The following is a 26,362-nucleotide window of genomic DNA, read 5'->3' on the forward strand; positions in this document are numbered from 1 at the left end:
GGGGAGGCTTTTGCCGTGCGGGGAACGCCGCCGGGGCGTTCCCCGTTTTTTCGGAGCTAGCGGGAAACCGGCTGGCGGATGGGGCGCCAGCGGGCGACGACCTCATCGCCTTCAAGGCCCACGGTGAGGAACTTGTCCGCAAGGAGCGGGTTGGTGAAGGGGAAGTCGGAACGGACATGGTTGGCGCGGGTTTCCTGCCTCGCCAGCGCGGCGTTCATGATCGCTTCGCCGCAGTCCATGAGATCGAGCACTTCGGCGGCCCGCATGAGCGTATGCGAACACGTCGCGCCCATCTGCCGTTCCGCGGAATGGCGGAGCTGCTTCAGGTAATCCCGTCCGGCGTTGAGCAGCGTTTCGGAACGCACCTTGGCTGGCCCGGCGGGGGCGTAGTCGCTCATGATTTGTTGCAGGGCCATGTTCGCGTCCTTCCAGTCCGCGCCTTCGGGGCGATCCATGAACGAGGAAAGCAGCTCCATGCGCTTCCTGATGGATTCGGTTTCCTCGGCGGGCTGGAAATCGACCGTGGCGGCCTGTGCCGCGGCGGCCATTCCGCCTTCCCATCCGAGATAGGCCGCCAGCGCGATGCCACAGCCGCCGTTGCCCACGAGATCGCCCGCCGCGAAAAGGCCGAGTACGGAAGTTTCGCCCTCGTCGGAAACGTCGAGCCCGCGCCCGTGGAGGATCGGCTCGTAGCGCATGAATTCCACGCTGTGCTTCTGCGGATCGATCCCTTCCTTTTCCATGTAGGTGAGCAGGGCGGTCAGGCCTTCGCCGGTCATGGCCCAGCGCATGTACGCCATTTGCTCGTCTGTGGCGTCGGAGCAATCCATGTAGGCGGGGCCGGTGCCCTTGCGCATCACGTCTTCAAAGACGGAATTCCAGATGTCGCTGGTCACGTCCCCGTACTGCGGATCGGACTTGGTGGCGAAGGGGCCGATGGGCTTGCCGTCGGGATAGCGGTAGACGCCGATCCACGTCGCCTTGCCGCAGCGCTGCAAATACTTGGGCCCTGCATGGGTGTAGGGGAATTCCATGTTGACCATGCGCGCGCCCACGCGCCAGCCGAGGCCCTGTCCGCCCGCGCAGTTGGGGCAGTGCCCCGTATTGAACATGAAGCCCGGCGTGGACGCGTTCATGTACAGGCGGTGCGTGAGTCCTGTGGCGAGCAGGACGGTTTTGGCCCGGACCGGGACAAAGGCGGGCTGTTCCGTGCTGATGTCCACGGCGAGCGCCCCGGCGATGCGGCCGCCGACGCGGGCAAGTTCCACCACGGGATGATGGTTGTAGAACTTCACGCCGACCGCCTTGGCCTCGCGGACAAGCACCTTCTTCTGGTCGGAGCCGTCATACTTCAGGAACGCGCGGGGCTTGCCGGGCAGGGCGTGCCCCTTGCATTCCCAGTCTCCGGTCGGGCGCATGTTTACGCCCCAAGCATCCCACATCTGCACCAGCTCAAAGCTCTTTTCCAGAAATTTGTGCATGAGGCTCGGTTCCTTGAGCTGGCCCACGAGGCTCTGCATGGTTTCCTTGAATACGGGCTCGATGTCGTCGCCGTGATAGGAAGGGATATAGCAGTTGAAGTGATCGTTGCCGGTCGCGCCGGAACCGCTACGGCGCGCATGGCACTTTTCCATGATGACGACGTTCTTGCATCCGGCCTTGCCCGCCGCGATGCCCGCCATGAGGCCGCCGATGCCGCCGCCGACGATGAGGAGATCCGCTTCGATTACAGGCTTGACGGGGATCATGACTTGACCTCCTTGGTGGTGAGGGTGGACGCGTCGACATGCATGAGGCCGTACGACAGGGGGATGCGCAGGGAAATAGCCCCGACGGGACAGTCGAGCACGCAAGAGTCGCAATGCCAGCATTCTTCGGGGAACTTGATGCGGGGGAATTTGTCGACGCTGCGGTCAAAGACGAAAAGGTTCGAATTGCAGATTTCGGCACAAGTGCCGCATCCGGTACACTTCTCCCGGTCGATCAGCGGAGGCATAGGAAAACTCCTTTGTGGAATGTTTTGCATATATCGCAGTATGATAACTGCTCTTTACGGATGATTCGATTCTGATAAAGCAATGACCGTGCCGTTATTTTGTATAAAAAAGAACAATAGGTTAAAGAGGGTGCGCCTTCATTTTTATTGTATTTCGCAATAAATAATGTTAGCGAAATGCAATATAAAGGGCATTCGCTTCAAAAACAGAGCGTGGGGGGTGGATATGGGCATATCAGAACAAAAAGACAGTTCTTTTCAGATGATGGAAGGAAAGGGATCAATGGATTTTTTTGATTCCGGCGGGCTGTCGTGTCGGTTGCTCTATCGGACGAGCGGGCTGGACGGCTCGATCCATCTGCTCCTTCAGCTTGTACGGGAAATATTTCCCATTATCAGGCTGAATATTGTGAGCGGTTCCTCTGATCTGCGGGTCTTCGTACCCATTGCGGACACCTTGCCCAACGGCCTGACCCGGGTGCGTGAAGCCGGGAAGGGCCGGAAGAGCTATCCCATCATCGCGCACGGGAGCGATCTTTCGAAGCCGCTCCTCTTGAACGATCTCGAATCGTTCAAGCGGGAAGCGCTGAAGATCGATCCGTCCGTTACCGAGCTGCCGTTCTATTCCCATGCGGCGCTGCTGCGCCTTCCGCTGTTCGCGCGCGGATCGTTCACATTCCTGATCAACTTCTGGTCCAATGAAAAAAACAGTTTCAAAGAAGAGGATATAGAGCCGTTAAGCCGCCTCATCGCCCCGCTTGCGGAGGAGCTTGCCGCTGCCTTTACGGATATCCCGATCGCAGTGGGGGAGGTTCAGGAACGGCTCACGGGCTACGAGCGGATACGGCAGTGCGCGGGGCTGGCCGCCTTGCGGCAGGGTATCGAGAAAGTCGCCCCCACACGGACCACCGTACTCGTGACCGGGGAAACCGGCTCCGGCAAAGAGCTTGTTGCGGAGGCCATCCATGAGCTTTCGGGCAGGAGCGGGGGGCCGCTTGTGCGGGTGAATTGCGGCTCCATCGCTCCCACACTGCTGGAGAGCGAACTTTTCGGCTATGAAAAAGGGGCGTTCACCGGGGCGCAATCCCGGCGGAGCGGCTATTTCGAGTGTGCCAACGGGGGAACCCTCTTTCTCGACGAAATCGGCGAGCTGCCGCTGACGGCGCAGGTACAGCTCCTCAGGGTACTGGATCGCAAGATCATCCAGCGTGTGGGCGATCCGCGCGCCATTCCCGTCGATGTGCGTGTCGTCGCCGCTACGAACCGCGACCTTGAAGAGATGGTGGAGAAGGGGACGTTCCGCCGGGATCTGTATTACCGCCTGTCGGTATACCCGCTCAGCATTCCGCCGCTCCGAGAGCGCAAGGTGGATATTCTTCCGCTCGTCCGGCACTTCATCGCCGCGAAGACGCAGGAAATGGGCACGACGATGCCCCCGGAGCCCGGCCAGGCCGAACTGGACAAACTGTACGGCTACGACTGGCCCGGCAATGTCAGGGAGCTGGAACACGAAGTGGAGCGGGCGCTTATCGACAGCCGTTCCGGGTCGGTGATGCGCCCCCTTGTTTTTGGCGTAAAGCGGAAACGGCGCAAACCAACGTCGCTTTTTGAGGAGCTCGGCTGGCCTACGCTTGCAGAACTGGAAAGGCGCTACCTTGAGGCCGTGCTCGAAAAGACGGATGGAAAACTGACCGGAAAGGGCGGGGCATCAACGCTTCTCGGAATCCACTACACGACGCTGCGGGCGAAGATGAAGCGATAGCCCGGCACGAGAAAAGGGATGCCATCCATAGGATGTCATCCCTTTGAATTACGGCTTTAGGGTCAGGACTCGTTATTCTCAAAGAAAGGAAAACAGGGTACGCATGGGACACCTCCGTGCCTCCTGCATACTCTGTTTTCCTTCCCTTACTACGCATTATTACTTAAAATGCGAAGCGAGTAGCCGATAAAGTGCCGTCACATCAATGGGCTTGGCTATATGCCCGTTCATGCCTGCCGCCACAGCGGCAGCTACATCCTCGTTGAAGGCGTTGGCCGTCATGGCAAGAATGGGGATGGAGTTCGCGTCGGGGTGTACCGAAGCGCGAATGGCTCGTGTCGCCTCATAGCCATCCATGACCGGCATCTGCACATCCATCAGAATAATGTCGTATTGCCCGGTTTCCGAGGCCGTAAAAAGAGCTACTCCCTCTGATCCGTTTTCGGCACTTTCGACCGTGGCCCCTGTCATTTCAAGAAACTCCTGGGCGACTTCACGGTTGAATTCATTGTCTTCAACCAGCAGTATATGCTTCCCCGTAAAGTCATAATGCTGATGCGCAGTTTCCGCCTCTGATTCCGGGGGGGCGGAAACTTCTATTTCTCTCTTCGGAGCCGTGCGCCGTGTTAATGAAGTAAGCGTATTGTAAAGATTGGAAGCGAAAAAGGGCTTGGCGATGAATCCGTTAACTCCAATGGCACGGGCCTTTTCTTCTATCGCTCCCCAGTCATAGGCGCTGATAATGATGATAAGAGTTTCCGGCCCGACTTCATTACGGATACGGCGGACGGTTTCCATGCCATCCATGTCCGGCATTTTCCAGTCTATGAAGCATACGTCGTAATCATCACCACTGACATGGGATTCTTGCACAACCTTCACGGCTTCCGCACCGCTGAGCACCCATCGGGTACGAAGTCCCATTTTATCCAGCAACAGGCAGGCGTGCTCGCAGGTATCGTAGTCGTCATCCACTACGAGCACTTTGAGTGGCTCCAGCTCGCCTTTGCCTTTTTCTAACTGCCGTCCGCTCAGGCCAAAGGGGAGCTCCACAGTAAACTCGGTTCCCCTGCCTTCCTCGCTTTTCACGAATATCGTGCCGCCCAGCAAAGAAACAAGATTTTTGGTAATGGCCATGCCGAGCCCAGTACCACCAAATTTTGAAGCGGTGGAGGATGTGGCCTGTTCAAAGGGGGTATAAAGCCGCTTTATGAACTCTTGGCTCATACCAATGCCCGTATCACGGATAACAAAGCGGAACTGCACATTATTGTTCTTTTTATGGAGCTGGTGTACCTCCAGCCGTATAGAGCCCCCGACCGGGGTGAATTTGAGTGCATTGGACAGTATATTGATGAGAATCTGGTTAAGTCGCAGTGCGTCGCCGAGTAGCTCTTCTTCATCAACCCCGGACAGGGACACCTCAAAATCCAGTCCGCGTTCCAGCGCTTGAGGCTGGATAAGATTGATAACTCCTTGTAGAGATATTTTAAAATCGAACGGCTCATGAGCAATGGTGAGTTTGCCGCCTTCGATTTTGGACATGTCCAACACGTCATTGATAAGGCCGAGCAGATGGCGTGAGGACAGAGCTATTTTGGTGAGGCAATCCTCCATGCGGGATCGATCGTCAAGCCGGGTCAGGGCAATGACCGTCATACCGATAATGGCGTTCATCGGCGTACGGATTTCATGAGACATGTGGGAGAGGAAATTACTTTTGGCGGTATTTGCGTTGCGGGCATTCTCAAGAGCGTCGCTCAGTGCCTGTCGATAGGCAAATTCCTTAGTTTGATCGAATAATACGATAATGCGCTGGCTCAGAACACCATTTAGGAATATGGGATACACCCGGATATTGAAGCGGCGTCCCTCTTCACCAAGCACGATGTCCCGTTCCTTCATATTTGAGGACGTATCGTCGAGCACTGCGCGCAACCAGTCGCTGTCCTTACACGCTAGAAGAGAATATAATTTTCTGTAATCATGAATAAATTTTTCAGGCGGTACGCCTATGACGCGTTCACTATTTGAGCTCACATATTCAAAAGATTTATCTTCGCGTGAAATGAAAAATATTTCATCTATGTTGGCTGCAAGCAGATTGAGGAGTTTTTCGCGGTATGCGCTCTCCTTGTATTTATCCCATTCCAGTTTGCGGGTGTGGAGAATCAGCAAGATGATGCTTATTCCCATAAGCAGCGTAGCAATGATGGAAAAGGTTCTCAGCTTGTCCATTTCTGCCAAGATTGCATTGCCACGGTGTTCGGCGGCATCGCCCAAGTTACCTAGCAGTTTATCCACCTTTTCAAAATGTGGGAGAACCTCACGGGCATAATAGGCATTGATGTACTGAAAATCCAGATTGCCCAATAAGTTATTGACCATATTTTTTCGGGCTTCCCGCAATTCAGCCATACATCTTTTCAGATAAGCCAGTTCTTTCTCATTCCCCCGGAACTTGAGCGTGATCTCTTCCAACGACTTGTCCTGCATAGCCCTCTGTTTTCGAAGGAGGTCATTAATTTGGGCAGCGGTGATGTCGGGCGTGGCTAGAAGAGATGGCAGAGAGATTCGTATGCCATAGAGGGCGGTTTTCATTTCCTGCGCTTTGCGTGAGACAGTATAGGGATACTCATAGAGCTGCGTTGTTGAATCGCCTATTTTATACATGGAGAAACAGACGAACAAAATATAGAAAACAGTAATAAGACAGAGCCCAAGCAGCCATTTGGGTATTTTTATAAAACCAACAAGCTGTGTCTTTACATCGTCTGCGGCCTGTTTTCCCGTCGTATATGGTATTCCGCTGTAACTTTTCATTTAATTACCTAGTATTATGTAGATATACAGCAGTACGCAATATCCCTTTATACGTCCTTCTGCTCAATACCCTGTACGTTACGCCCGGATCACACCGCAAATATTCTCGTAGCTGTTGGATATCTCTGGCATCATACCAACGGCTTCTTTCCATTCTCCGGCGCGGATATGACGTTCCTGCAGAATCACAAGCTCCTGCATGGCCTCACATCCTATGGTACCACATATGCTTTTCAGCGTGTGCGCTGCTCTGCCAGCCGCTTCCCAATCGTTTGAGGCTAGAGAATCCCGCAGCATGGCATAGCTCTTTTCGCTGAGGAATTTCTGTAAATAGCGCTCAAGCATAGCCTCGTTTCCCATAAAGCGTTCAAGGGCTTCGTCCACCATAATTCCGCCCGCCTCAAGTCTTGCCTTTCTTGTCTGATCCATATTTTTTTGCCTCACTCGTACAATCGTTCCGGGCCGCTACCGTAGAGAGTGCGGAGCTTACCCTCAATTTCCCGAAAGCATGCCAATATGTTTGGATTGAACACGCCGCATTCGCCGCTGACAATCATGCCAAGGGCCACCTCAAAACTGAAAGCCTTCTTGTAACACCGTGGGCTGACCAGCGCGTCATATACGTCTGCAATGGAGACTATCTGTGCCCATAAAGGGATATCGTCGCCCTTGCGCCCCTCCGGGTATCCGCGTCCGTCCCATCTCTCATGATGGTATTTGGCAATATCGTAGGCATACGTGAAAAACGGCAGTTCCCTCATCTGCGGAATTCTCTCCAGAAGTTGTCCTCCTTGTGTCGTATGCGTCTTCATGATCTCAAACTCCTCGGGGGTAAGGCGTCCTGGCTTGCTCAATATGGCGTCAGGAATGGAAATCTTCCCAACGTCATGCATAATCGCGGCCAAAGAAATATGCTCAATTTCCTCCGTCGAAAAATCTCTGCCCAGTGGGGAATTTTCAAGGAACAGCTTAGTGATGTCATGTATTTTCCGGATGTGCTCACCGGACTCGCCACTGCGAAATTCAATGGCTGTTGAAAGAGACTCTATCATCCCCATGTTCAGCCTCAGGATTCTTTTGGCCTGTTTTAAAAGCTGATCTTTTTGCTGGCCCACCACACTGGAGAGTCGTTTACGTGCCGTAAACAATTCAATAACGGAATTAACCCGGCGTTGCACCATATACGAAGAAATAGGTTTAGAAATGACATCCATCACGCCGAGTTCATATGCTCGCTTGATGATTCTCGTATCTGTTTCTCCAGTAATAAGAAAGACGGGAATATGATCAACAACACCATCTCTGTTAAGTTTTTTCAATACTTCAATACCGCCCATTACAGGCATGACCATATCCAGAAGGACAGCACAAAATTTTTGTCCACATTCTAGTATTTTATTGAGATACTCTTTTCCATTTTCAGCCATTTCAATGGAATGAGACGCAGAAAAAATATTTCCCAACACATCACGGTTCATTTCATCATCATCGACAATAAGAATTGTGTTAGGAATAACTATTTTATGCATGAATGAATATTCCATAATTATTTGAAAAAATGTATAAAATATTTAATGATATATTGTCGCTTGTTTTATCAGCGAAACGAGAAACAAAATATTCCCAAGGTTGCCCCTATTTTCTTATTTGAGAAAATATTAATAATTTTTTATAATTGATTTCATTTTAATATAAAAACACGAATAGTTACGTGTGTAAATAAAAATATCGAAATCAAGGACTGCTCATGTACAAATATTGCTATATAGAGCCAATTATATTTACTAGTTATTTAATATGATATACTGGGCGTATCTGGAACGGATACGTTGCTTCTAGGTTCAACCGAATCGGGGAAATAGCTGAGGTGCTGAACAGTTCCATGACGGAATTTTTCAAGAAAAATGACTCCGTAAGGGCGAGACCTGACTATCTTGCAGACAGCATCAATCCTCTTCCGCTAGGAAAATCCGATATGCGCCGGAACAGGCCATCCTGCAATGGTGTTCCGAACAAACAGATGTTACGGACTCGGCATCATGTGTTCGAACATCGCAACCTTGCTGCCTTATACCAGCCGCGTCATTGAGACGCTTCCACGGCTTGCTCCGGCACTGTTCGGACTGCTCGAAGGGGCCTTGAGGAGGAACGCATGGCGGATACCTGCTGACTGTGCCGATTGGGGCTTTTGACGAGGATGCCGCCGTGTCTCGGAAAACACGTCGAATGGGATTGCGGAACTGCACGCCAGTGCCGTTTGTCCCGTTTCATAGCCAGATAGGAAGGAAAAGATATGAGTCTCGGAAAATGGATACCTGTGGTGATTGCGATTCTGACCGTCATAGCGGATGAGATGGACGAGTAAAAAAGGTGGAGGCTGAAAAATCAGCCTCCACCGTTTATTTTTTTATTTCAAAACCTCATCCTGTACAGGCAGCGGACAGAAAAAAGAAAGATGAATCTTTCCAATTATAGGGGGTCAGGATAGATGAGAATGGCGGTGGGGCTAGATCGTGTCGGCGATATGTCGGCGATATGTAGGCGGTACGCGGGGATAGGGCTGGCGAGGCTCGCGTTTTGGGTACAAAAGTGAAGTTGAGAATATGGGCCGTTCTGAAGGCCTTTTTTCACGCAAAATGAGAATAAGGAATGCCCCGGTGCGTGTCGGATTTGACACAAAACCGGGGCATTTTTTGCGCTGTTTTTACGTGCGGGGTTGGGGCCGGTCACTGGGCGGAATATTCTTCTGCTCGTCAAGCGGGGAGAGCGTCCCTTCGATTTTACGTTTCCTGAGTTCCGATATGGTGAGATTTTCCTCAGGCTTTTCCTTCCTGAGTTCCGCGTTTTCCTTGATCAATTCGCTGTTTTCCCTTGCTAGCCTTCGAAGCTCCGCGTTCACCTCGCGCAGCTCCGTACTCAGCTCGCGCCGTTCCCTGCGCTCCTCCGCCAGCTCCTTTTCTAGCAGCTCACAGCGAGCGCACGTTGTTGTTCCCGTTATTTCGCTTGGTTGCGCCTGTTCAGACTGCGTGTTTGCGGTGTGTTCGTCATCGGGGCGCATGGGGCCAACGCCATTCATAAGCCATTCGATTGATATTTTAAGTCTGTCGCTTATTTTTTTAACTGTTTTAAATTCAGGAATTTTTTTGCCTTTTTCATAGAGATAAAGCGTTTGTTGGTGAATGCCAATTTGTTCAGCAAATATTTTGCGTGAAACATTCCCTCTTTGTTCTCGGATTCTTTCAGCTATGCTCATGCAAAACTTCCCAGCGCGAAGTTTTGCGCGAAGTTTTGCGCGCAAGGCTTCCGCAATATCCCGTATTAAAACGATATACAGGAATTTTAAAAATATTTAAGTTTTGCGCTAAACAAGGTTGACTTTTTAAGTCTTTTGACTGAAAAAGGTCTTGTGAGCGGTTCAGTAGTCAATTCAGTTCTGAACCACTGTAACCGCCTACAATCGGAAGATCAACGTCCTGACTTTCGTGAAGTTTGGACAAGCGTCAAAGGAAAGCACATGTCTCAGATGTCCCTTTTCGACTGCGATTACACCCGGTTTGCCGGAGTCATGCCCGCAGTACGCGCCGCCATGCGGCGGGCGGCGGGCGCTCCGGACAGCGTCGGGCGTAAAGGGTTGGTCGACAAGATCAATCTGATCACGACCGAGGCTGAAATCCGGCTTACGGGCGGACAGGGGACGTCCATCTCCAAGGACACCTTGGACAAATGGTTGTCCCCTTCGGACACCAGTCATCCTCCTTCGGTACTGGCCGTGCTGGTCTTCTGCCGGGCCTGCGACAACTTTGATGCGCTCCGCGTCATCGTGCAGGCCGTGGGGATGGATTTGATGACGCCGGAGGACAGGCGGCTCCGGGATTATGCCGAGGCCGACCTGAGAATGAAGGAAGCGCGGAAGCGCAAGAAGCGGTTGGAGGAGGGGTTATGAGCCGACGTCGTGCGGGAACTCCCGTTACTCGGGCGAAGCTCGGCGCACTGCGGTGCGGCGTCGCCAAGCGCATCTATGAAGCCCTCCAGCGAAAGGGGTGCACGGCTGGCGTCATTGCCAAAGAGCTCTGCATTTCCGAATCCGCCGTGTGCGCCACTGTCAGAGGATGCAACCACTCGGAGCGCGTTCTCGATGCGCTCAGAGGAGCGGGCGTGCCCGAAAGATACCTTTTTGACCCCCGCCGGATGACTCCGGCAGGGAAGGAGGCGGCAGCATGAACGACTTTTCGGACGTAGGAATGCTGAAAGACGGAGTGGATCGGATTCAGACGGCCATTGATTTTCTCGAATCCGAAGACATCAAGAGAGCACTCATTCGGTGTGGCAAGTGTGGTTACGGCGCTCTTGTAACCGATCTTATTCACGCGAAGTGCGCTGTTGCGGCTGTGGCCACCGTCATGGAGCGGGAAAAGGAGGAGAAAGCATGAGTAGTCTTGCCAACGCAAAGCCTTGGTCACCGTTTTTCATAAGAGAACTTCAGGAGCTTGCCCAGTTTCTGGATGATTTGGGCATGTCGCAGGAGCTGATCAACATGACTCTGGCGGCACGGGCTGGTTTGCCGGTTGCACCGGTCGATCCGAAGTCTCCTGTCTTCGTATGGGAGAAGGACGAGGCTCCGGCTCCCGAAGCACAGCCCCGCAGTCTGGATGAACGCCGCGAGGCTGTGCTTCAGGCAATCAAAGGCATGGGTGTAGCGGACATCATCGACGTGTTGTCGCTGCCGCTCAATACTGCACTCGCCAAGACCGGGATGGTGGCGACGATCAGTGTCCGCAACACCTTCTCCTACAAGGAATAGAGCCGCAGCGTGCCGGAACGCCCCGAGCGTCCGCGCACCTGACGGCCCGGCTGCCAAGAACGCCGGAGCCTCCGAAGGCCGGAACCCCGCGAGGGTTTGAGCCTCGGAACGCCGGAGCCTCAGCGGGTCGGCATCCCCAGCGGATCGGAACCCCGGAAGGCCGGAGCATCCTGAAGACCGGAACTCCACGCGAGTTAGCGTCTCGGAAGGCCCGAGCGTCGGCAGCGGCTACCGCGCCCGTGTAGGCTTTCGCCGCATTTCCAGCGAAAGCAGCGTACAACGGCGAGATTCCGCCTCCTGACGGTGGGACGCCAGCCCGGAGCGGCACAATCCGGGCCACATTTTTTGAAGGAGCAGTGGTATGGCAATGAAGGACGCATATAGCACGCAAGAACTTGCTATCCTGCTGTGCCTTGTTGTTTCCAGCATTATTCGCAAGGCTAGAGATGAAAACTGGGGGTGGCGCAAGCGTCCCGGTCGGGGCGGCGGGAAGGAATGGCTGATCGCCTCCATGCCGGAAGCCACTCAAGCATCCATCACGGCGGCTGAAGCAAAGATGCTCGGCGCGTCCGAAGCCCTGCCGGAAATCTGCTCCTCCACGCCAGCGCTCATGAAGGACATCACGCCCGCCATTCTTGACGACAAGCGCCGCTATAAGGCGCTCGTCAAAGCCGATCTGGTGGCCTTGTACCTTGATTGGCAGCGCAAATACGGCCACACGAGCTACCAGAAGGATATGTTCATCGCCGCCTATCAGGGGGGAGCGTGGCCCCGGCTCCTTGCCGAGTATGGCCCCTCCCTCGCATGGAAGTCGCTGGAGCGGTGGAAGCTGAATCAGAAGAAGGCGGGCTCCTCTCTGGCCCTCGCGGACAGGCGGGGAATGGCACAGCGCGGTTCTTCCATCCTGACCGAAGAACACCACAAAATCATTCTCGGCAATGTTCTCAACCCTAATGCCCCCAAAATCGGCGAGTGCGTGGAGAAGATCAAGCAACGCTGCAAGGCGCAGGGGCTGCTGATTCCTTCCGATGCCACAATCCGCCGTTTCGTCAAGAAGTTCGACGCGCACTGCCATGACCAGTTCGTTTTTTGGCGGCAGGGCAAGAAGGCGTGGAACGACGAATGCGTCATCTCCATTATGCGCGACTGGAATAGCGTGGAGGTTGGAGACATCGTCATTGCGGATGGCAAGGTGCTGAACTTCGAGACGATCAATCCAGATACGGGCAGGGGCTGCCGTATGACGCTGCTCCTTTTTTACGATGGGCGCAGCCGGAGTCCTCTTGGTTGGGAGATCATGGCTACGGAAAACATACAGTGCATCTCCGTGGCCTTTCGGCGCACCTGCATCATGCTCGGCAAGATTCCCCGCGTGGTCTACCTCGACAACGGCAGAGCCTTCCGTGCGAAATTCTTCAAGGGAAGCCCCGAATTCGAGCAGGCGGGATTTTGCGGCCTTTACCGTGACCTTGGCTGCGAAGTCATTCATGCATGGGCTTACCACGGCCAGACCAAGCCCATTGAGCGCTTCTTTGAAACCATGCACGAGGCGGAAGTTTTTGTGCCGAGCTATGTGGGGCGCGACATCGCCCACAAACCCGCCCGCCTGAAGCGTAACGAAACGCTCCACCGGGAGCTTTACGAAGCCTTGGGGGGACGTGCTCTGACGGTTGAAGAAACGCATGTGGTTGTCGCCAGATTTTTCGAGACCTACTCCAATCGGCCTCAATACAGGACGCACCTGAAGGGACGCACCCCGGCGGAGGTCTTTGAGGAAGGCAGGGGGTCCGGCGTTGATCTGCAAAAGCTTACGCTGCTGATGATGGAAAAGGAGATCAGAACCATCACCAAAGACGGCATCCAGCTTCATGGGCGGTACTACTATGATGAGGCCCTGTATTCCCGCCGTCACCCCGTGCTCGTCCGCTATGATTTCCTTATGTCCCCGCACACTATCCTCGTCTACACACTGGAGGGCGACTACATCTGCCAAGCCCGCGACCGGGAACATTATCGGATCGCTTACGGCGTTCATCCGGCGGCGTCCATTCTCGGCAGAGATGAAGACGTGAGTGAGCTTGAGGAATCCATCGCCATGAAGGGGAGGCAGGAAAATACCACTTTTTCAGGCTTCCGGGGGATGCTCGAGCTGGTGAAGGCGGAAATGGGAGAAAGGGAAGACTCCAAGAAGCTCAAGGAGCGGATGTCGTTGAAGAGGCCCGCCCCCAAGCCCAAGGCCGTCACCGCCGCCGAAAAATCCGAGATCGAGGACGCCAAGGCCCGCGCCAAGCAGGAAATGGCGTCTCCGCAGGGATACGAGCCTTCCTTCACCCGGCGTTTCCGGGACGAGAAGGAGCGGTACGAGTACCTTTTTGTCCTGCGCTACGAGCGGAAGATCGAACTTGTTCCACAAGATACGGCATGGATGGAGGCGTTTGAACAGACGCCGACGTTCATCCGCAACTTCAAGGCCCAATATGACGCCCGGCTGGAGATCATAGCTATTCGGGAAGAACGGGCCGCAATATAAAGGAGAGTTTTCATGCGTGATGTGATCATCACCACGGACGCGATGGCCCGCTTCAATGCGGCGACGGACGAAATTCTGGAGTCCGGGAAGGCCATGTCCGGTTTTATCCTCGCCTATGGACAGGCCGGGCGCGGGAAATCCATAGCCGCCGATCAGTATCATATAGATCGCGGCGGGGCGTACGTCCGGGTATGGCAGGGGTGGAGCCAGACGGCTTTCCTCCAGCGGCTGCTGTTTGAAGTGCGCGGGAAGAATCTGGATATGCCCCGGCATACCGGGCAGCGCTGTAAGGAGATGATCGTCGACATCATTGACGAGCAGCGCCGTAACGGGGAGATGCGCCCCATTTTTATTGACGAGGCGGATCGCCTCAAGATCGACCGCATCGAAGACCTGCGCGACATCCATGAGATGACAGGCGTGCCCGTCGTCCTCATCGGGGAGGAAGACCTGCTCAACATGCTGTCGAACCGTCGGCGCATCTGGAGCCGCGTGGTGCAGGAGGTCGAATTCGGCCCCCTCAGCCCCGTTGAGGTCGGCGTTTACGCCATGAAAGCAGCCGGGCTGGACATTCCCGCCGACGAATGTGCGAAGATCACCACGCGTGCGGAAGGCGACTTCAGGCTGGTGCGTAACATGATGTTGTTGCTGGAGCGTTCCGCCAAGGCATCCGGGGATTTCACAGTGAATGCGGACACCCTTGATATGGTGCTGTCCTCCAGAACGTGGCGGAGGGCTTGAGATGGAAGGCATCTCCGTAACCGTGGATATGGTACGCAGCGCTCTGCAGAGCTTTTGTTCCGGAGGCGGGCAGGTCACGACCAAGCAGTTGATGGCCGCACTGGGACTGGAGTGTGAAGCAGAGAAGGCACGGCTCAGGAGACGGCTTACCGACATGGTGCATCATGGTGAGCTGAAACGCATTGATGAGGGTGTCTTTGAGTATAACTTCTCCCATCGCCCTCGCAATCCTCAGAGCTTCAGCAAGATATGGCGCTTTGTCCGGCATGCGAAACCAGGGTGGAGCTTCAGTACCGCAGCGTTGATGACGCATCTTTCCTACACACAGGTCAGCCGTTACTGCGCATGGCTTGAGGAGGAGGACTACATCTGTCGCGCCGGACGGGATGGGCAGACGATCCTCTATCAGGCTACCCGGAAGGCTGATGCCCATCCGGAAGCGCCGTATCCGCCGCTTCGGGATGTTGATCCTTTCGCCAGGGAAAAGGCGGCGGCAGCCCGGATAGTCCAGCTCCTTCTCTGCCACGATCCGTATTCCCGGAAGGTAGGGGTGAGTGTGACCGAAGCGTGTCGGACCTTACTGTCCCGATTCGAAAAAAATGTCATCCAAAATGAGAATGAACCTGAAGGAGAATCCCATGTTCAGCGATGAAATCAGAAGCGTTATGGCGGCGTTGGGCGTTCTTGCCGGAAAGATCGGCGAAGAGGAATGGGCGCTGGTGAGGATGGCGCGGCACAATCTCGGCGAGCTTGCCAATCGCGTACAGGCTGTTGAAGGTAAAATTCAGGTTTCCGTGTCGGAAGAGGAGTAGGGCATGAAGGTCAACCGTTATTACAGCGATCAGCTCAGGAGCGTTTTGTACCAGCTGATTGATGCGGGCAGGGTGTTGCAGCCGGAGAATCAAGCCGAATTCAGGGAGCTGTTGCAGGAACTCGGAGCTCTTGCCGATACCGTAGAGAGCTTTGAGGATCTTTATCTCAGCATGCCGGAGGCGAAGTAGTATGGCGGAAAAGCTCATTATTAAGGATGTGCAGCAGGCTGAAGGCGCTCTGGCCGAGATGTTGGCCATCAGCCGCAAGCTCTCTCTGGTCGAGGGCGCGATGAACGAAGAGATCGACTCCGCCAAGGCCCGAGCGCAGCAGGAGGGCACCCCGCTGTTTGCCCGGTATACGGAGCTGGAGAAGGCGGTCAAGGCGTTTGGAACGCTGAATAAATCTAGGCTGTTCGCGAACAAAAAGAGCATTGATCTGGCGTTCGGCACCATTTCGTTCCGGCAGTCCGAGCGCATCGTCCTCCAGAACGGCATATCCGACGTCATGGCGCTCCAGAAGCTCCGCGAGTTCGGTCTGCTGGACGGCATCCGCGTGAAGGAAGAGCTGGATCGGGCGGCGATGATGGCTTGGCCCGACTCCAAGCTGGAGATGGTCGGCATGAAGCGCCGCACGGTCGAGAGCATCTCCGTCGACGTCAAAGCCGAAGAGCTGGCGGGGTAACATGGCACGGGTCGCTTTCTCCAAGGCCGGGCTCGAAATCCTCGGGCGGAAGTACGCGGAGTGCGTGCTTCGGGACGCAACGCTCCCGCCCGAAGCCATGCCGCTGCTCACCCAAAGCGAGGAGTGGGCGGAGGCGACGCCACTGCTCAGAAAGAGCGTGTGTGACGCCATCCGCGAGAACGCCCGGCGAGAGCTTCTGAATGCGGGATTCCCCGCTGAGAAGATAAACCAAGTTATCAAAAGAGGTTAACATGAAAAAGGCTGAACTCATCAAGAAATGGCACGAAAAGATCGCCGAGAACGGCATCAACTATTCGGCGGCGCGGCTGGAGATGCTCCTCGAGTCCCTGTGCGACACCTTGTCCGCAGAGCTTTTCGAAGGCGGGGAAGTGTCTCTTCCGGGCATCGGCAAGCTCAAGTCCGTACAGGTTCCCGGGCGGGATCGCCTTAACCCTCGTACCGGTGAAAAGGTGTTCGTTCCCGCGCACCTTAAGGTGGTTTTCCGGCCTTCCAAGACCTTCAGCGAACGTCTGAACTGAGGAGTTGTCCCATGAGTGAAGAACAGCTGATCCATTGCAGCTTTTGCGGACGTTCCGAGGCCGAATGCAAGCACCTTATTACGGGAAAGGACGGCGTACATATTTGCGGCAATTGCGTGCTGGATTGCGCAACTATGCTGATTGAAAACCAAAAGCAGGAAGATGCCGAGCAGCAGAAAGAAGACGGGGAATAGACGCGAAACGGCCCACACGGGCCGTCATCCGGGTTGGCTACCGGATCTGATGAGCGAGCCGAAGGAGGAGATGGTGGCAAAGAATAACAAAAGTAAATCGCTGGGTCCCGATTTTGAAAGCGGGATGCTCGTAGGGTTTGCGGACGGCCTGTCGCTTATGCATCAGATGCTCACCGAGGCGGTCGAATTCACAGCACCTACGAATCCGGGAATTAGTGCCTTTCTGAGGGGACTTACGGACAACATGGGGAAGGATATACCAGACATGTTGAAGGGTTACCATGAAGCAAAGGGGCTTTCCGTGTCGCTCGAAGTCACTGTTACAAGCGAAGGCAGAAAATGGAACTGATTGACCATATGCCCGTCACAGAACGCGGCGGCAGGACGATCATCGGCGAGGGCGTCAAGTTCGAGCGTATCCGCCGGATTACCGGCTACCTTGTCGGCATGGTGGATCGGTTCAACAACGCCAAACGCGCGGAACTGAAAGACCACGTGAAGCACGTAAAGATGAACTGAGCGAAACGGCCCTACGCGGGCCGTCGCCGGATGATTTCCGGCCTGATGAGCACAAGCAAAAAGGAGACGCTATGACCGTTGCAGAGTTTATCGAGGAGTTGCAGGAAGATTACGATCCCGACGTTCAGGTTGAAAGTATCCACATGAAAACGTCAGATGGAATGATCTACTTCTACGGAGCAACGTCGTTCTCCGGGGGTGACGGTGAAAAGGAGGAAGAATGATGTCCGCAGTCCGCACTTCCTCGCCCGCGTCGACGGAAGGTGAAGCTGTAAGAAAGCTCCTGACGTTTTCCAAAGAAGTCATCATAGAGGCATTTCTCTCCGTCAGCCCGTTTTTGAATGTGAACTCTGTTATTTCTGAATGTAAAGAGATACATAGGGATAACCAGTTTAAAATGCTCATGAAACGCGACGAGGAACTCAGCAAGCAGCGGTGTATAGTCGCAAACGCACAACCGGGAGACATAGAAGAATTTTGTGTATGGAAGAAAAAGATGAAGAAGCTCATCGAAGAACAGAACATCATAGAAAAAAAGATAGACAGGCTTTTGGCCAGATAACCATGCGAAACGCCCCGGCCTGACGAGCAACCCAAGGAGAAAAGCACCATGCGTGGAGCGATTTCGGATGAAGTTTTGTCCATCGTGCGGGAGATGGTCAACAAGAATACTGCAAACGTAACACTGCCGTCTAATGCCGTGGAGGCTATGATTAACCGGATAGACCATCAAGATAAAACACTCCGTGCATATCGGGTTCTTGTCGCTTGCCACGACAATTACCTTTGTGATGTGGATAAAACCACGGCTGTGTCCGAACGCCTCCTCCGTCTGGAATCTGCACGGCAAATAGTGGCCGAGTTGGAAATTTAGCGAAACGGCCCTGCGGGGCCGTCGCCGGATGATTTCCGGCCTGATGAGCATAAGCAAATCCAGTGGAGTATGTATGAAATTGGGAAGTTACACGACGTGTACGGATTGCGCGGCACTGGTGCGCCGGTATCGGCGCAGCCAGTCTCCGGCGCTGTACTGCCGTCTCGGCTATCCGATCCGCGATGCCGCTCCGGCTGGCATGTGTCCGCATCCGGAGACGGCGCGGGAGGTCGGCCTTGCCCGCAAGCTCTACAGGAGGCTCTCATGCCGCGATATGTAGCAACGGTTTCCGGCGCGGGCGTCCACGCCATCAAAGACATGGAACAGGGTGATACGGTTTGTCTTTTCATGCTTAAAAGGGGTGGAAGCTTCGAGCAGCTCAGAGACAACCTGAATACCTGCCTTCGTGCCCTGAACTACGTCGACGAGCAACGTAAGGAGAAAAAGCATGGACTGGCGTCGGATTCCCCACGCTGAAGGGTATGAGATGTCCGAGTCCGGTGATGTCCGCCGGGCGGACGGGCTGCTCGTTCCTTATTACCGCTTGCTGTGGGGGGGCGTCACGCGGTCATGTCGGCGGAAACGCTTTATCGCATGACCTTTGACGGCCCGCTCCCTGAGCGTTCCTCGGGCGCTCCCCACAGCGTGGATGTCGACGAAAGGCGTCTTGAGGCCGCGCAGCGCCTTGTCGAAAGACTCTGGCGTGAAAACGACGAGCTTCGCGCTCGGTTTGCGGCGTTCGGCATTAATATCTGAGGATCAGGATGATGGCGGAAGATAATCGAAAATTTATCGGATCGATTTGTGTCAGAATCGGCACGGAACGCACGAAGATCGAGCTGTCTCCCGCCTCTGTCCACGGCGGCGGGGACGGATTTCGTGTGCGCGTGAACCGGTGTTGGGTTGATGCGCCGGAAGGCGGAGCGCTTTTTGTCGGCCCGGATCGGCTTGGCCAGCTTGTGGCTGACGTCGCCCTCGGCGGCATGCCCGTCCCGGAACCGGCTCCCGCTCTTCCAGCGAAGACACGGGTGAGCATCCGGCGCGAAACTGGCGGCATCATCTGGCATGACGGTGCGTGGACAATTTCGCCGCCGATCCGGGCTTATGACGGGCGCTGGTACGTCGCCGTCACCACGGCCCGCAAGGGAATTGAGTTTGTTCCTGTAAGCAGTGTCATCAGGAGTAACCATAGTGGTCACACAGAATAGACGCCCTCTGTATGCGAAAATCGCAATCGCCCGGAAGCAGCTCCCGCATCTTGACGAAGACGCCTACCGCGAACTGCTGAAGAGGGAATTCGGCAAGGAAAGCAGTAAAGAGCTTAACTGGTATCAGCTTGAAAGGCTGATCCAGCTTCTCGCCGGGCTCGGGGCACACTTTGAAAGCGGAGGAAGCAATCGCAAGGTGACCGCCAAGGCCCGCCCGGACTGGATTTCAGTGCCCGACGATGCACCGCACGCATCGCTGAAGCGCCAAATACTGGCGATCTGGAAGAAGCTCGGCTACAGCATGACAAGCCTCGAAACCCGCGTCCAGCGGCAGTTTGGTACGCACACCTTCGCCTGGGTGCATGACCACGAGAAGCTGACGGCCCTGCTGACCGATCTGCAGAAGCGGGAAAGGGCCTTCGACAAAAAGCGCGGGGCCACGGCGTGAATGCGGCGCTGGAGAGCCTCCGAGCTGACATCCTCGCGCGGCACACGTCCGTTTACCAGTTTTGCAGGCAACATGAGAATCTGAAGCGCTCCACGGTCTACGCCGTGCTTGCCGGGCGCTACGCGGGTGATGCGGAAGAGCAGCTTGCTCGTATCCGGGAAGCTCTGGACGGCCCCGGCCCCCATCCGGAAATCCCGATACCGGGGCGGATAGCGGAAGTGCTCCAGCGGACGAAATGTCGGCGCTGTCGTCCTGTGAGCCGACGAAAGTGTCAGAGATGTCGTGAGAAAACGGAACAGGAAGCGCAGGCCGTGATGGAATTTTTAGAGAAGGAGGAGGCATGTCGAGGACATTGATCACGGACATCGTGCAACTGACGCGGGACGGCTGGCGACCCTATGGTGGCCAGCCCGAAGGCTATGTGTACGAGCGCCTTGGCTGCCCGTATCTGCTGACGAAGCGTAACAGGCCGTACTGGTTCGTCAAGAGCGACTTGTATCTGTGCGTCGGCTGCGCCCGGCGATGCAGCCTCGTGCGCCCCGACGGCTTTCCGCTCCCGCTCCCCATCCGCTATCCCAAGCCTCAGCAGCCGTACACGCTGACGCCGTATGAGATGGTCGAAAGAAAGCCCTTACTGACTGTCGAAGAGGCTGCCTACTGTCTGAACGTCTCCAAGCGCACGGTATATGGCTACATCGATCTTGGGAAGCTCAATGTCCTGAAGGAAGGCCCGAAACGCGTGAGTTCACGGGATGTTCGGCGCATGATGGAGAACTTCGTCTTTGAGCAGTGAAAAAAGCGTGCACAGATTGCGACGTTTCCGGAACGGCGGGCCCCGACATGGCAATGTAGCCATGCCGGGGCCTTTTCTGTTCTGCCTCGGCACACCTCTCCTTTTCCCGCCGGGATTGGCCCGGCGGGGTTAAACCGCCGAGGTCGCAATGACGATTCTGAAGACGCTTCTCTCCTCCCGCCGCTGGTTCGCGCTCACCGTGTTGGCCACCATCTGTCTGTCCGCTTTGCTTGTACTTTTCGCTCCGCAGCAGGCCCCCGTGGTCCACTACAAGCTGACGCTCGTTCTTCTCGCCGGTCTTGTTCTGTACCTGCTTGATTACGTGCTTTTCCCGTTCGCATCCCCCGATTCGTACCTTGCCGACGACTGGCGCAAGGCTCCCGATGCCGACAGGCCGGATGACGCGGACTACCCGGTCGTGGAGGGATACCGGCAGGTCTTTTGTTTCGCCATGCTTCGTCGCGCCATCATCATCGGTTGCGGGATGCTAGCCGTGGGATTGGGGCTGTAGCCATGAGCGTCAGGCAGTATTTGTCCGGCGTATGGAAACGGGGACAGCCCCGCGTTAAGGTTTTGCTGGCGGCGATTTGGAGATGGCTGAAGGACTGGCCGGATTTCATCCTGCTCGAATGCGCCAAGGGGTTACCCTACTTCCGCGTCGGATTCTGGTTTGTCCTTGGCGGCATCTGTGCGCTTTCGCTGGTCATTTTATGCTGTCACACGGGCCATGCCGCCGAAGTCCAGATTCCCCGCGCCGCCCTGCAGTACCGTTCCGAGCTGATCCGCTCCTCGCGCATGGTCTGGGGGCTTGATGCGCCGGTGGCCGTGTTCGCCGCACAGATTCACACGGAAAGCTGGTGGAAAAACAGCACAGTATCGTCGGTCGGGGCGCAGGGGCTGGCGCAGTTCATGCCGTCCACGGCGAAGTGGCTGCCGTCCGTGGCTCCCGAGACCGGCACACCCGCGCCTTTCGATCCGCGCTGGTCGCTGCGGGCCTGCGTCACCTACGACAAGTATCTTTTTGACCGCATCACGGCGCGATGGGGCAAGCCCCTCACCGAGTGGAACCGCATGGCTTTTGTGATGTCGGCATACAACGGGGGGCTCGGCTGGACGAACCGCGACCGCGCCAGAGCCGCGCAGTCCGGCCTCAATCCCGACGTCTGGTTCGGGCACGCCGAGCAGGTCAACGCGGGCCGACGGGCCAGCGCGAAGCGGGAAAATCAGCGGTATGTCCATTTTATCCTGCGCGAGCGCCAACAGGCGTACGTCAGGGCTGGATGGGGCAGGGGGGTGAGTGATGAGTAAGCTTCAGATCCTCGCCGTGTTTGTACTGACTTTTTGCCTCGTCGGATGGGGATACGTGAGGGGCGACAGAGACGCCTCCGCCGAGTACGCCGTGCTGATGGATAAGGAAAAGGATGCCCATGCGGAAACAAAGAAGGCGCTCGAAGCCGCCCTTGCGGCGGGCATCGGCTGGAAGGCCGCTTACGAGGAGATGGAAGCTTCGGCTGCGGCCTATCAGGATACCGCCGAAGCCTGTCTCGTCCGGGAAAAGGACTGGAGGAACGCCGTGGAGCGTCAGGAAAGTATCCTTTGTGAGGCTTCCGTCCGTCCCCGGACAGCCGAGGAGCGGGAACATGTTGTGGATGCTGCGACGCGCCGCAAGGCCGCTGCTCTACTTAACGCTGCTTGGTAGTCTGCTGCTCGCCGCAGGATGCGGGGAGCGGATGCCGGAGCTGCCGGCACCTCCGCGTGTCTTTCCGGCGCGGGACTGTCCGGCTCCCGAGCGGCCCGTCCTGCCTCCCGTGGACGGAACCCTTCCGTTTGATGCCCCTGAGAACATTACGGCACTTATGCGGCGGGATACGATTTTGAAACATTATGCCGAGGGGTTGGAGGCTGCAGTCGACTGCTACCGCAAGGCGAAGAAGGAGGTCTCCGATGATGCCCGTGGAGCAAATGCCACAGTTGATTGAGGCACTGGCTTCCATTGCCGAAATTTTGGGACGGCTTGGTGTGCCGGGGCTTGTTGCTTTGGTCTTGGCAGGCCCTGCAGCCGTCCTGATCATGATACTCGTACTTGATCATCTCAGGACACGACATTCTGACATTCGAGACGCACGGCACCGTGCGGATATGGAACGCATGTTCTATGAATATCGCAAGGATATGGATGCGCGTAATTCGGAAACACTGGCTCTTGTGGAACAACACAGAGCCGATACACAGGCTATCCTGCGTGATCTCGGCGAGAAGCATGCACAGGTAACCCAATATTATCGGGACAACGTTGAGGTTGTGAAGGGATATCAGAGAATGACTACCGATTTCTGTGATGTCGTCGTGAACAACACTCGGGCGTTGGAGCGCATAGCGAACATGAGTGAAGTCAACATGTTTTGTCCGATGGCGCGGGAAGCAGCCACGGGTCGCAAGTAGGAGAGCACATGAGCGAACGCACGGAAAATCTTGGTCGACGTGTTGAACTGCGGAGAGAACGTCAGCGGCTTGCAGCCGAGTGCGACGGGCTTCGCGGTCTCTTGCGCCGTCAGCTTCCGCTTGATGATGAAGTGGACGATCTTGATGGCGAAGGTATTTTCAATTCGGCGCTGGCTCTTCGCCAGAGCCTTGTTGAGTTGTCGGGAGTCAATAAAAAAATAGCCATTCTGAACCGTGAACTTGGCGACTAAGGGGTTGTCATGGATGCATTGCAGCGACTTGAAAGGCAAATCATGGAACTCGAAGAGACGGCGGAGGCTCTGCGTTCACGCATCCAGTATCTGCTTTATCTCAATGAAGATACGGGGTTGATTGCCGGAGAACGCGTTGCCGCCGCGTCGTCCGCGTTGAAAAGCGTCACCGAATTGCTGAGGTCGCTCCTCGCCGAAGCCGAAAATCTCCGAGAAAGCGATGGGCGTTGAGATCGATGCCGATACCCGCTGGCGGGCGATGGAGTTGTACTGCGCCGACCGGCTGACCTTCGCGCAGGTCTCGGAGGCCACCGGCATCGCAGACTCCACGCTCCGGCGCTGGGCCGACGCCTACCAGTGGCGGGAACGCAGGGAAGAGCTGGCCCGGGCGGAGGCGGACATCCGCATCGATACGATCCGGAGCCGGGCCGCGATCCTGAAGCATCTGCTTGAAGCGGAGGACGGTAAGGCCGCATCCCAGATTGCCTTTGCCGTTGCCAGTCTCGGAAACCTTGAACTCCAGTATCAGAAGGCCATGCTTGCCGGGGAGATACTGAATCCTGCCAAGCCGGAGAAGCCCGTGAAGGTCTCCAGCCGCGCCGAAGCCATCGCCGTGCTGAAGCAGGCCGTGAACAACAAGCTCGGCACGATCCTTTCAGATGAGAAGTACGTCACGACCGACAGCGTCACGGACATCGCCAAGTGTCTCGCGCTGGTGCAGGAGCTGGAAGCCACGCTTCCCAAGGAAGAGGCAGATACGATGAAGACCGGCGGGGTGTCCGCCGATATCGCTGAAAGACTCGACAAGGCGTTGGGGCTGGTCAAATGAATGAATTGGGTGTGTTGCTGCCATATCAGGAAGAGTGGGTGCTTGACGATGCCACCGTCAGCGTGTGGGAGAAGTCCCGCCGTATCGGCGCATCCTACGCGGAGGCCCTGAAGTCCGTGCGCTTCGCCATGCGCAACCGCGACGCCGGAGGGCAGAACACGTACTACCTTTCCTACAACAAGGAAATGACGCAGCAGTTTGTTAAGGACGCGGCCTATTGGGCAAAAGTCCTCAACGCGGCGGTCAGTGATACGGAAGAGGTCGTGCTGCGCAATCCCGACGGGGACATCACCGTCTACCGCATCCGCTTCGCTTCCGGCTTCGACATCTGGGGGCTGCCGTCCGAGCCGCGTTCCCTGCGTTCGAAACAGGGCCGGGTCATTATCGATGAAGCCGCCTATGTCGATGATCTCGCCGGGTTGATCAAGGCTGCGATGGCGTTGCTCATGTGGGGTGGGTCCGTCTCCATCCTGTCCACGCACAACGGCGAAGACAATGCCTTCAACGAATTGGTCAAAGACATCCGGGCGGGAAAGCGCGACTATTCCCTGCACCGGACGACGCTTGACGATGCCCTCGCCGACGGCCTGTATCGCAAGATTTGCCAGTCGCAGGGGAAGCCGTGGACGCGGGAGGCGGAAGACCGCTGGCGCGAGCGGCTCATCACGGACTACGGCGAAGGCGCGGACGAAGAGCTTTTCTGCATCCCGAACCGCTCCTCCGGCGCATACCTGACCTCGGCGATGATCGAAGCGTGCATGGCGGACGGTGTCCCCGTGCTTACGTGGACGCCTCCCGCCGAGGATTTCGTGGACTGGGATATGCCGCTGGCCGAGATGATTACCCGGCAGTGGCTGCGCGGGCACGTCGACCCGCTGCTTGCCGAGCTGCCCGCCGGGTGCAGTCACTTCGTCGGCGGCGACTTCGGGCGCTCCGGCGACCTGTCCGTGTTCTGGCCGGTCACCGAGCAGGCCGATCTGACGCTGGCCACGCCGTTCACGGTGGAGCTGCGGAACTGCCCATACCGCACGCAGCAGCAGATCCTCTTCCATATAATAGATGCGTTGCCCCGCTTCTCCGGACTGGCGCTCGACGCCCGGGGCAACGGCAGCGCGCTCGCGGAGTTCGCCCGGCAGGAGTATGGCCCGGCACAGGTGGAGGAGGTCATGATCTCCGAGAGCTGGTACCGCGAGACCATGCCGAAGCTGAAAAGCCGCATCGAGGACAAGACGGTGGTCTTGCCGAAGAGCGCGGATGTGCTGTCCGACCTGCGAAGCCTGCGCGTGGTCAAGGGCGTTGCCCGCGTGCCCGACGTACGGGGCAGGGACGCCACCGGGAAGCGCCACGGCGACGCCGCCGTCGCGCTGGCGATGGCCATCCACGCCCGCGAAAAGCTGGGCAGCGTCGAGCCGTGGAGCTGCGAGACGGTGGACGTGCTCGCGGGACAACGTTTTTCCTTCGATGGGTTTTAAAAGAAAGGACAGAGTATGAAGCGACCAGAGTGGGCAAAAGCCAAGGTGCGACTTTACTTTTCGCGTTGCTGGATAGGGGAAGAGGATGGCGTCCCCGTGATTCAGGGTGTCACCGGCTTTCATGACTTTTTGCTTCTCCATGTCGATGTTCCCATCCATCAGTGGCTCATCCAGCCTTTTTTCAAGGAGGAAGAGTTCCCCTTCCGGATACTCGAAGTGTACGAAGGGGAGTAGCTGTCCGCTGATACCATAAGAGGCCCCGTAGAGGGGCCCTTCCAGAGAAGGAATGGATATTTTGCCTTATGCATCTGGTTATGATACCCCTGTACGAGCGGTTCAGCCGCATGGAAACGCACCGCAACCGTGCAGGGGGCCGGAATGTTCTCTCTCTCTCTCTCTCTCTCTCTCTCTCTCTCTCATATATATTGCCAGTATTGATACTAAAATAATAAGTAAATCAAATATGTTATTACTTAAAAAAATTTCAGAAAAATATCTTTTGGATAAGGAACGGATAATCATCTTCCAATTTGAGTAATTCGTCGTTATTATCTCTTCATGAGCGACGTAACCAGCAGAAAATACATAAAAACAAAGTTCGAGGGCGTTTACTACCGCCAGTCCGCCAAGCGTGATCCACGAACTG

43 protein-coding genes and 3 other RNA genes are annotated in these 26,362 nt (G+C 56.0%); 39 read left to right on the forward strand and 7 right to left on the reverse strand.

Going from position 1 to position 26,362, the window contains the following annotated elements; all coding sequences use genetic code 11:
- Positions 1-56: 56 nt before the first annotated feature.
- Positions 57-1,748, reverse strand: coding sequence for an FAD-dependent oxidoreductase (locus T370_RS0108115; protein ID WP_029435416.1), 1,692 nt, complete (start codon positions 1,746-1,748; stop codon positions 57-59).
- Positions 1,745-1,996, reverse strand: coding sequence for a 4Fe-4S dicluster domain-containing protein (locus T370_RS0108120; RefSeq protein WP_029435417.1), 252 nt, complete (start codon positions 1,994-1,996; stop codon positions 1,745-1,747). The genes T370_RS0108115 and T370_RS0108120 overlap by 4 nt, the downstream gene beginning before the upstream one ends.
- A gap of 283 nt (positions 1,997-2,279) precedes the next feature.
- On the opposite strand from T370_RS0108120, the gene T370_RS0108125 reads away from it, so the two are divergent.
- Positions 2,280-3,758, forward strand: coding sequence for a sigma-54 interaction domain-containing protein (locus tag T370_RS0108125; RefSeq protein WP_051643802.1), 1,479 nt, complete (start codon positions 2,280-2,282; stop codon positions 3,756-3,758).
- Between the two features lie 159 nt (positions 3,759-3,917).
- Here the strand turns inward: T370_RS0108125 and T370_RS0108130 are convergent, their stop codons facing one another.
- The 3 genes from T370_RS0108130 to T370_RS0108140 all read right to left on the reverse strand — a co-directional run bounded on the left by T370_RS0108130 (position 3,918) and on the right by T370_RS0108140 (position 8,110).
- On the reverse strand, positions 3,918-6,581 hold the full coding sequence (locus tag T370_RS0108130) for a hybrid sensor histidine kinase/response regulator (RefSeq protein WP_029435419.1): 2,664 nt from the start codon (positions 6,579-6,581) through the stop codon (positions 3,918-3,920).
- A 78-nt stretch (positions 6,582-6,659) separates the two neighbouring features.
- On the reverse strand, positions 6,660-7,010 hold the full coding sequence (locus T370_RS0108135) for an Hpt domain-containing protein (protein WP_016360526.1): 351 nt from the start codon (positions 7,008-7,010) through the stop codon (positions 6,660-6,662).
- Between the two features lie 11 nt (positions 7,011-7,021).
- Positions 7,022-8,110 carry an HD domain-containing phosphohydrolase gene (locus T370_RS0108140; RefSeq protein WP_029435420.1) on the reverse strand — a complete coding sequence of 363 codons (1,089 nt, stop codon included), beginning with the start codon at positions 8,108-8,110 and terminating at the stop codon, positions 7,022-7,024.
- A gap of 510 nt (positions 8,111-8,620) precedes the next feature.
- Here T370_RS0108140 and T370_RS25670 point away from each other — a divergent pair.
- Complete coding sequence (locus T370_RS25670) at positions 8,621-8,773, forward strand: hypothetical protein (protein WP_211250505.1); 153 nt, start codon at positions 8,621-8,623, stop codon at positions 8,771-8,773.
- 512 nt (positions 8,774-9,285) lie between these two features.
- On the opposite strand, the gene T370_RS0108150 is transcribed toward T370_RS25670, so the two are convergent.
- Positions 9,286-9,834, reverse strand: a complete 549-nt coding sequence (locus T370_RS0108150; protein WP_029435421.1) for a helix-turn-helix domain-containing protein — start codon at positions 9,832-9,834, stop codon at positions 9,286-9,288.
- Between the two features lie 261 nt (positions 9,835-10,095).
- On the opposite strand from T370_RS0108150, the gene T370_RS0108155 reads away from it, so the two are divergent.
- From T370_RS0108155 to T370_RS0108310, 37 genes are all read left to right on the forward strand, one after another.
- Positions 10,096-10,524 (forward strand): hypothetical protein, encoded by a 429-nt coding sequence (locus tag T370_RS0108155; RefSeq protein ID WP_029435422.1) that lies wholly within the window; start codon positions 10,096-10,098, stop codon positions 10,522-10,524.
- Positions 10,521-10,802 (forward strand): hypothetical protein, encoded by a 282-nt coding sequence (locus T370_RS0108160; RefSeq protein ID WP_029435423.1) that lies wholly within the window; start codon positions 10,521-10,523, stop codon positions 10,800-10,802. Before T370_RS0108155 ends, T370_RS0108160 begins: the two co-directional genes overlap by 4 nt.
- Positions 10,799-11,011: a hypothetical protein gene (locus tag T370_RS0108165; protein WP_029435424.1), complete on the forward strand. Its 213-nt coding sequence runs from the start codon at positions 10,799-10,801 to the stop codon at positions 11,009-11,011. The genes T370_RS0108160 and T370_RS0108165 overlap by 4 nt, the downstream gene beginning before the upstream one ends.
- Positions 11,008-11,382, forward strand: coding sequence for a hypothetical protein (locus T370_RS0108170; RefSeq protein WP_029435425.1), 375 nt, complete (start codon positions 11,008-11,010; stop codon positions 11,380-11,382). The genes T370_RS0108165 and T370_RS0108170 overlap by 4 nt, the downstream gene beginning before the upstream one ends.
- Before the next feature lie 361 nt (positions 11,383-11,743).
- Positions 11,744-13,912, forward strand: a complete 2,169-nt coding sequence (locus T370_RS0108175) for a Mu transposase C-terminal domain-containing protein (RefSeq protein ID WP_034506078.1) — start codon at positions 11,744-11,746, stop codon at positions 13,910-13,912.
- A gap of 12 nt (positions 13,913-13,924) precedes the next feature.
- The gene (locus tag T370_RS0108180) at positions 13,925-14,653 is read left to right on the forward strand and encodes an AAA family ATPase (protein WP_029435427.1); all 729 of its coding nucleotides are present in this window, start codon (positions 13,925-13,927) and stop codon (positions 14,651-14,653) included.
- Between the two features lies 1 nt (position 14,654).
- Positions 14,655-15,305: a hypothetical protein gene (locus T370_RS0108185; protein WP_051643804.1), complete on the forward strand. Its 651-nt coding sequence runs from the start codon at positions 14,655-14,657 to the stop codon at positions 15,303-15,305.
- Positions 15,292-15,465: a hypothetical protein gene (locus T370_RS24950; RefSeq protein ID WP_156034380.1), complete on the forward strand. Its 174-nt coding sequence runs from the start codon at positions 15,292-15,294 to the stop codon at positions 15,463-15,465. The genes T370_RS0108185 and T370_RS24950 overlap by 14 nt, the downstream gene beginning before the upstream one ends.
- Before the next feature lie 3 nt (positions 15,466-15,468).
- Positions 15,469-15,654 carry a hypothetical protein gene (locus T370_RS0108195; RefSeq protein ID WP_029435429.1) on the forward strand — a complete coding sequence of 62 codons (186 nt, stop codon included), beginning with the start codon at positions 15,469-15,471 and terminating at the stop codon, positions 15,652-15,654.
- A gap of 1 nt (position 15,655) precedes the next feature.
- Positions 15,656-16,147: a host-nuclease inhibitor Gam family protein gene (locus T370_RS0108200; protein ID WP_029435430.1), complete on the forward strand. Its 492-nt coding sequence runs from the start codon at positions 15,656-15,658 to the stop codon at positions 16,145-16,147.
- A 1-nt stretch (position 16,148) separates the two neighbouring features.
- Positions 16,149-16,397, forward strand: a complete 249-nt coding sequence (locus tag T370_RS0108205) for a hypothetical protein (RefSeq protein WP_029435431.1) — start codon at positions 16,149-16,151, stop codon at positions 16,395-16,397.
- 1 nt (position 16,398) lies between these two features.
- Complete coding sequence (locus tag T370_RS0108210; protein ID WP_029435432.1) at positions 16,399-16,686, forward strand: HU family DNA-binding protein; 288 nt, start codon at positions 16,399-16,401, stop codon at positions 16,684-16,686.
- Positions 16,687-16,697: 11 nt separating this feature from the next.
- On the forward strand, positions 16,698-16,880 hold the full coding sequence (locus T370_RS0108215; RefSeq protein WP_029435433.1) for a ClpX C4-type zinc finger protein: 183 nt from the start codon (positions 16,698-16,700) through the stop codon (positions 16,878-16,880).
- Positions 16,881-16,944: hammerhead ribozyme type II (locus T370_RS24270), an RNA gene on the forward strand. It begins immediately after the preceding gene.
- Positions 16,930-17,229, forward strand: coding sequence for a hypothetical protein (locus tag T370_RS0108220; RefSeq protein WP_156034381.1), 300 nt, complete (start codon positions 16,930-16,932; stop codon positions 17,227-17,229). Before T370_RS24270 ends, T370_RS0108220 begins: the two co-directional genes overlap by 15 nt.
- Complete coding sequence (locus T370_RS22790; protein WP_034506081.1) at positions 17,220-17,399, forward strand: anaerobic ribonucleoside-triphosphate reductase; 180 nt, start codon at positions 17,220-17,222, stop codon at positions 17,397-17,399. Before T370_RS0108220 ends, T370_RS22790 begins: the two co-directional genes overlap by 10 nt.
- Positions 17,398-17,458: hammerhead ribozyme type II (locus T370_RS24275), an RNA gene on the forward strand. The genes T370_RS22790 and T370_RS24275 overlap by 2 nt, the downstream gene beginning before the upstream one ends.
- Positions 17,459-17,470: 12 nt before the next feature.
- The gene (locus T370_RS24955; RefSeq protein ID WP_156034382.1) at positions 17,471-17,623 is read left to right on the forward strand and encodes a hypothetical protein; all 153 of its coding nucleotides are present in this window, start codon (positions 17,471-17,473) and stop codon (positions 17,621-17,623) included.
- Positions 17,620-17,961, forward strand: coding sequence for a hypothetical protein (locus T370_RS0108235; RefSeq protein WP_029435435.1), 342 nt, complete (start codon positions 17,620-17,622; stop codon positions 17,959-17,961). Before T370_RS24955 ends, T370_RS0108235 begins: the two co-directional genes overlap by 4 nt.
- A 48-nt stretch (positions 17,962-18,009) precedes the next feature.
- Positions 18,010-18,273 (forward strand): hypothetical protein, encoded by a 264-nt coding sequence (locus T370_RS0108240; RefSeq protein ID WP_029435436.1) that lies wholly within the window; start codon positions 18,010-18,012, stop codon positions 18,271-18,273.
- An RNA gene (locus T370_RS24280) (hammerhead ribozyme type II) lies at positions 18,271-18,330 on the forward strand. The genes T370_RS0108240 and T370_RS24280 overlap by 3 nt, the downstream gene beginning before the upstream one ends.
- A gap of 16 nt (positions 18,331-18,346) precedes the next feature.
- Complete coding sequence (locus T370_RS24960) at positions 18,347-18,553, forward strand: hypothetical protein (RefSeq protein WP_156034383.1); 207 nt, start codon at positions 18,347-18,349, stop codon at positions 18,551-18,553.
- Positions 18,538-18,750: a hypothetical protein gene (locus tag T370_RS0108245; RefSeq protein WP_009369099.1), complete on the forward strand. Its 213-nt coding sequence runs from the start codon at positions 18,538-18,540 to the stop codon at positions 18,748-18,750. Before T370_RS24960 ends, T370_RS0108245 begins: the two co-directional genes overlap by 16 nt.
- Before the next feature lie 93 nt (positions 18,751-18,843).
- Entirely contained in the window at positions 18,844-19,029 is a 186-nt protein-coding gene (locus T370_RS0108250; RefSeq protein WP_029435437.1) for a hypothetical protein, read from the forward strand.
- A gap of 11 nt (positions 19,030-19,040) precedes the next feature.
- Entirely contained in the window at positions 19,041-19,481 is a 441-nt protein-coding gene (locus T370_RS0108255) for a hypothetical protein (protein WP_029435438.1), read from the forward strand.
- A complete protein-coding gene (locus T370_RS0108260) occupies positions 19,465-19,929 on the forward strand; it encodes a regulatory protein GemA (RefSeq protein ID WP_051643805.1) in 465 nt (154 codons plus the stop codon). The genes T370_RS0108255 and T370_RS0108260 overlap by 17 nt, the downstream gene beginning before the upstream one ends.
- Positions 19,926-20,285 carry a hypothetical protein gene (locus T370_RS24965; protein WP_156034384.1) on the forward strand — a complete coding sequence of 120 codons (360 nt, stop codon included), beginning with the start codon at positions 19,926-19,928 and terminating at the stop codon, positions 20,283-20,285. Before T370_RS0108260 ends, T370_RS24965 begins: the two co-directional genes overlap by 4 nt.
- Positions 20,270-20,722 (forward strand): helix-turn-helix domain-containing protein, encoded by a 453-nt coding sequence (locus T370_RS0108265; protein ID WP_029435440.1) that lies wholly within the window; start codon positions 20,270-20,272, stop codon positions 20,720-20,722. Before T370_RS24965 ends, T370_RS0108265 begins: the two co-directional genes overlap by 16 nt.
- A 148-nt stretch (positions 20,723-20,870) precedes the next feature.
- Positions 20,871-21,233: a putative holin gene (locus tag T370_RS0108270; RefSeq protein ID WP_029435441.1), complete on the forward strand. Its 363-nt coding sequence runs from the start codon at positions 20,871-20,873 to the stop codon at positions 21,231-21,233.
- 2 nt (positions 21,234-21,235) lie between these two features.
- On the forward strand, positions 21,236-22,030 hold the full coding sequence (locus T370_RS0108275; protein WP_081847523.1) for a transglycosylase SLT domain-containing protein: 795 nt from the start codon (positions 21,236-21,238) through the stop codon (positions 22,028-22,030).
- Positions 22,023-22,421: a hypothetical protein gene (locus T370_RS0108280; protein WP_051643806.1), complete on the forward strand. Its 399-nt coding sequence runs from the start codon at positions 22,023-22,025 to the stop codon at positions 22,419-22,421. The genes T370_RS0108275 and T370_RS0108280 overlap by 8 nt, the downstream gene beginning before the upstream one ends.
- 245 nt (positions 22,422-22,666) lie before the next feature.
- Complete coding sequence (locus T370_RS0108285; RefSeq protein WP_029435444.1) at positions 22,667-23,164, forward strand: hypothetical protein; 498 nt, start codon at positions 22,667-22,669, stop codon at positions 23,162-23,164.
- A gap of 8 nt (positions 23,165-23,172) precedes the next feature.
- Entirely contained in the window at positions 23,173-23,415 is a 243-nt protein-coding gene (locus tag T370_RS0108290; RefSeq protein WP_029435445.1) for a hypothetical protein, read from the forward strand.
- 9 nt (positions 23,416-23,424) lie between these two features.
- Positions 23,425-23,646 carry a hypothetical protein gene (locus tag T370_RS0108295; protein WP_029435446.1) on the forward strand — a complete coding sequence of 74 codons (222 nt, stop codon included), beginning with the start codon at positions 23,425-23,427 and terminating at the stop codon, positions 23,644-23,646.
- Positions 23,636-24,244, forward strand: a complete 609-nt coding sequence (locus T370_RS0108300) for a helix-turn-helix domain-containing protein (protein ID WP_029435447.1) — start codon at positions 23,636-23,638, stop codon at positions 24,242-24,244. The genes T370_RS0108295 and T370_RS0108300 overlap by 11 nt, the downstream gene beginning before the upstream one ends.
- 11 nt (positions 24,245-24,255) lie before the next feature.
- On the forward strand, positions 24,256-25,716 hold the full coding sequence (locus T370_RS0108305) for a hypothetical protein (protein ID WP_248604237.1): 1,461 nt from the start codon (positions 24,256-24,258) through the stop codon (positions 25,714-25,716).
- Between the two features lie 15 nt (positions 25,717-25,731).
- Positions 25,732-25,950: a hypothetical protein gene (locus T370_RS0108310; protein WP_029435449.1), complete on the forward strand. Its 219-nt coding sequence runs from the start codon at positions 25,732-25,734 to the stop codon at positions 25,948-25,950.
- 102 nt (positions 25,951-26,052) lie between these two features.
- Here the strand turns inward: T370_RS0108310 and T370_RS25675 are convergent.
- Positions 26,053-26,362, reverse strand: a 310-nt coding sequence (locus T370_RS25675) for a hypothetical protein (RefSeq protein WP_211250502.1), incomplete at its 5' end; no start/stop codon positions are given.

Source organism: Bilophila wadsworthia ATCC 49260, from assembly GCF_000701705.1.
Taxonomy (GTDB): domain Bacteria; phylum Desulfobacterota; class Desulfovibrionia; order Desulfovibrionales; family Desulfovibrionaceae; genus Bilophila; species Bilophila wadsworthia.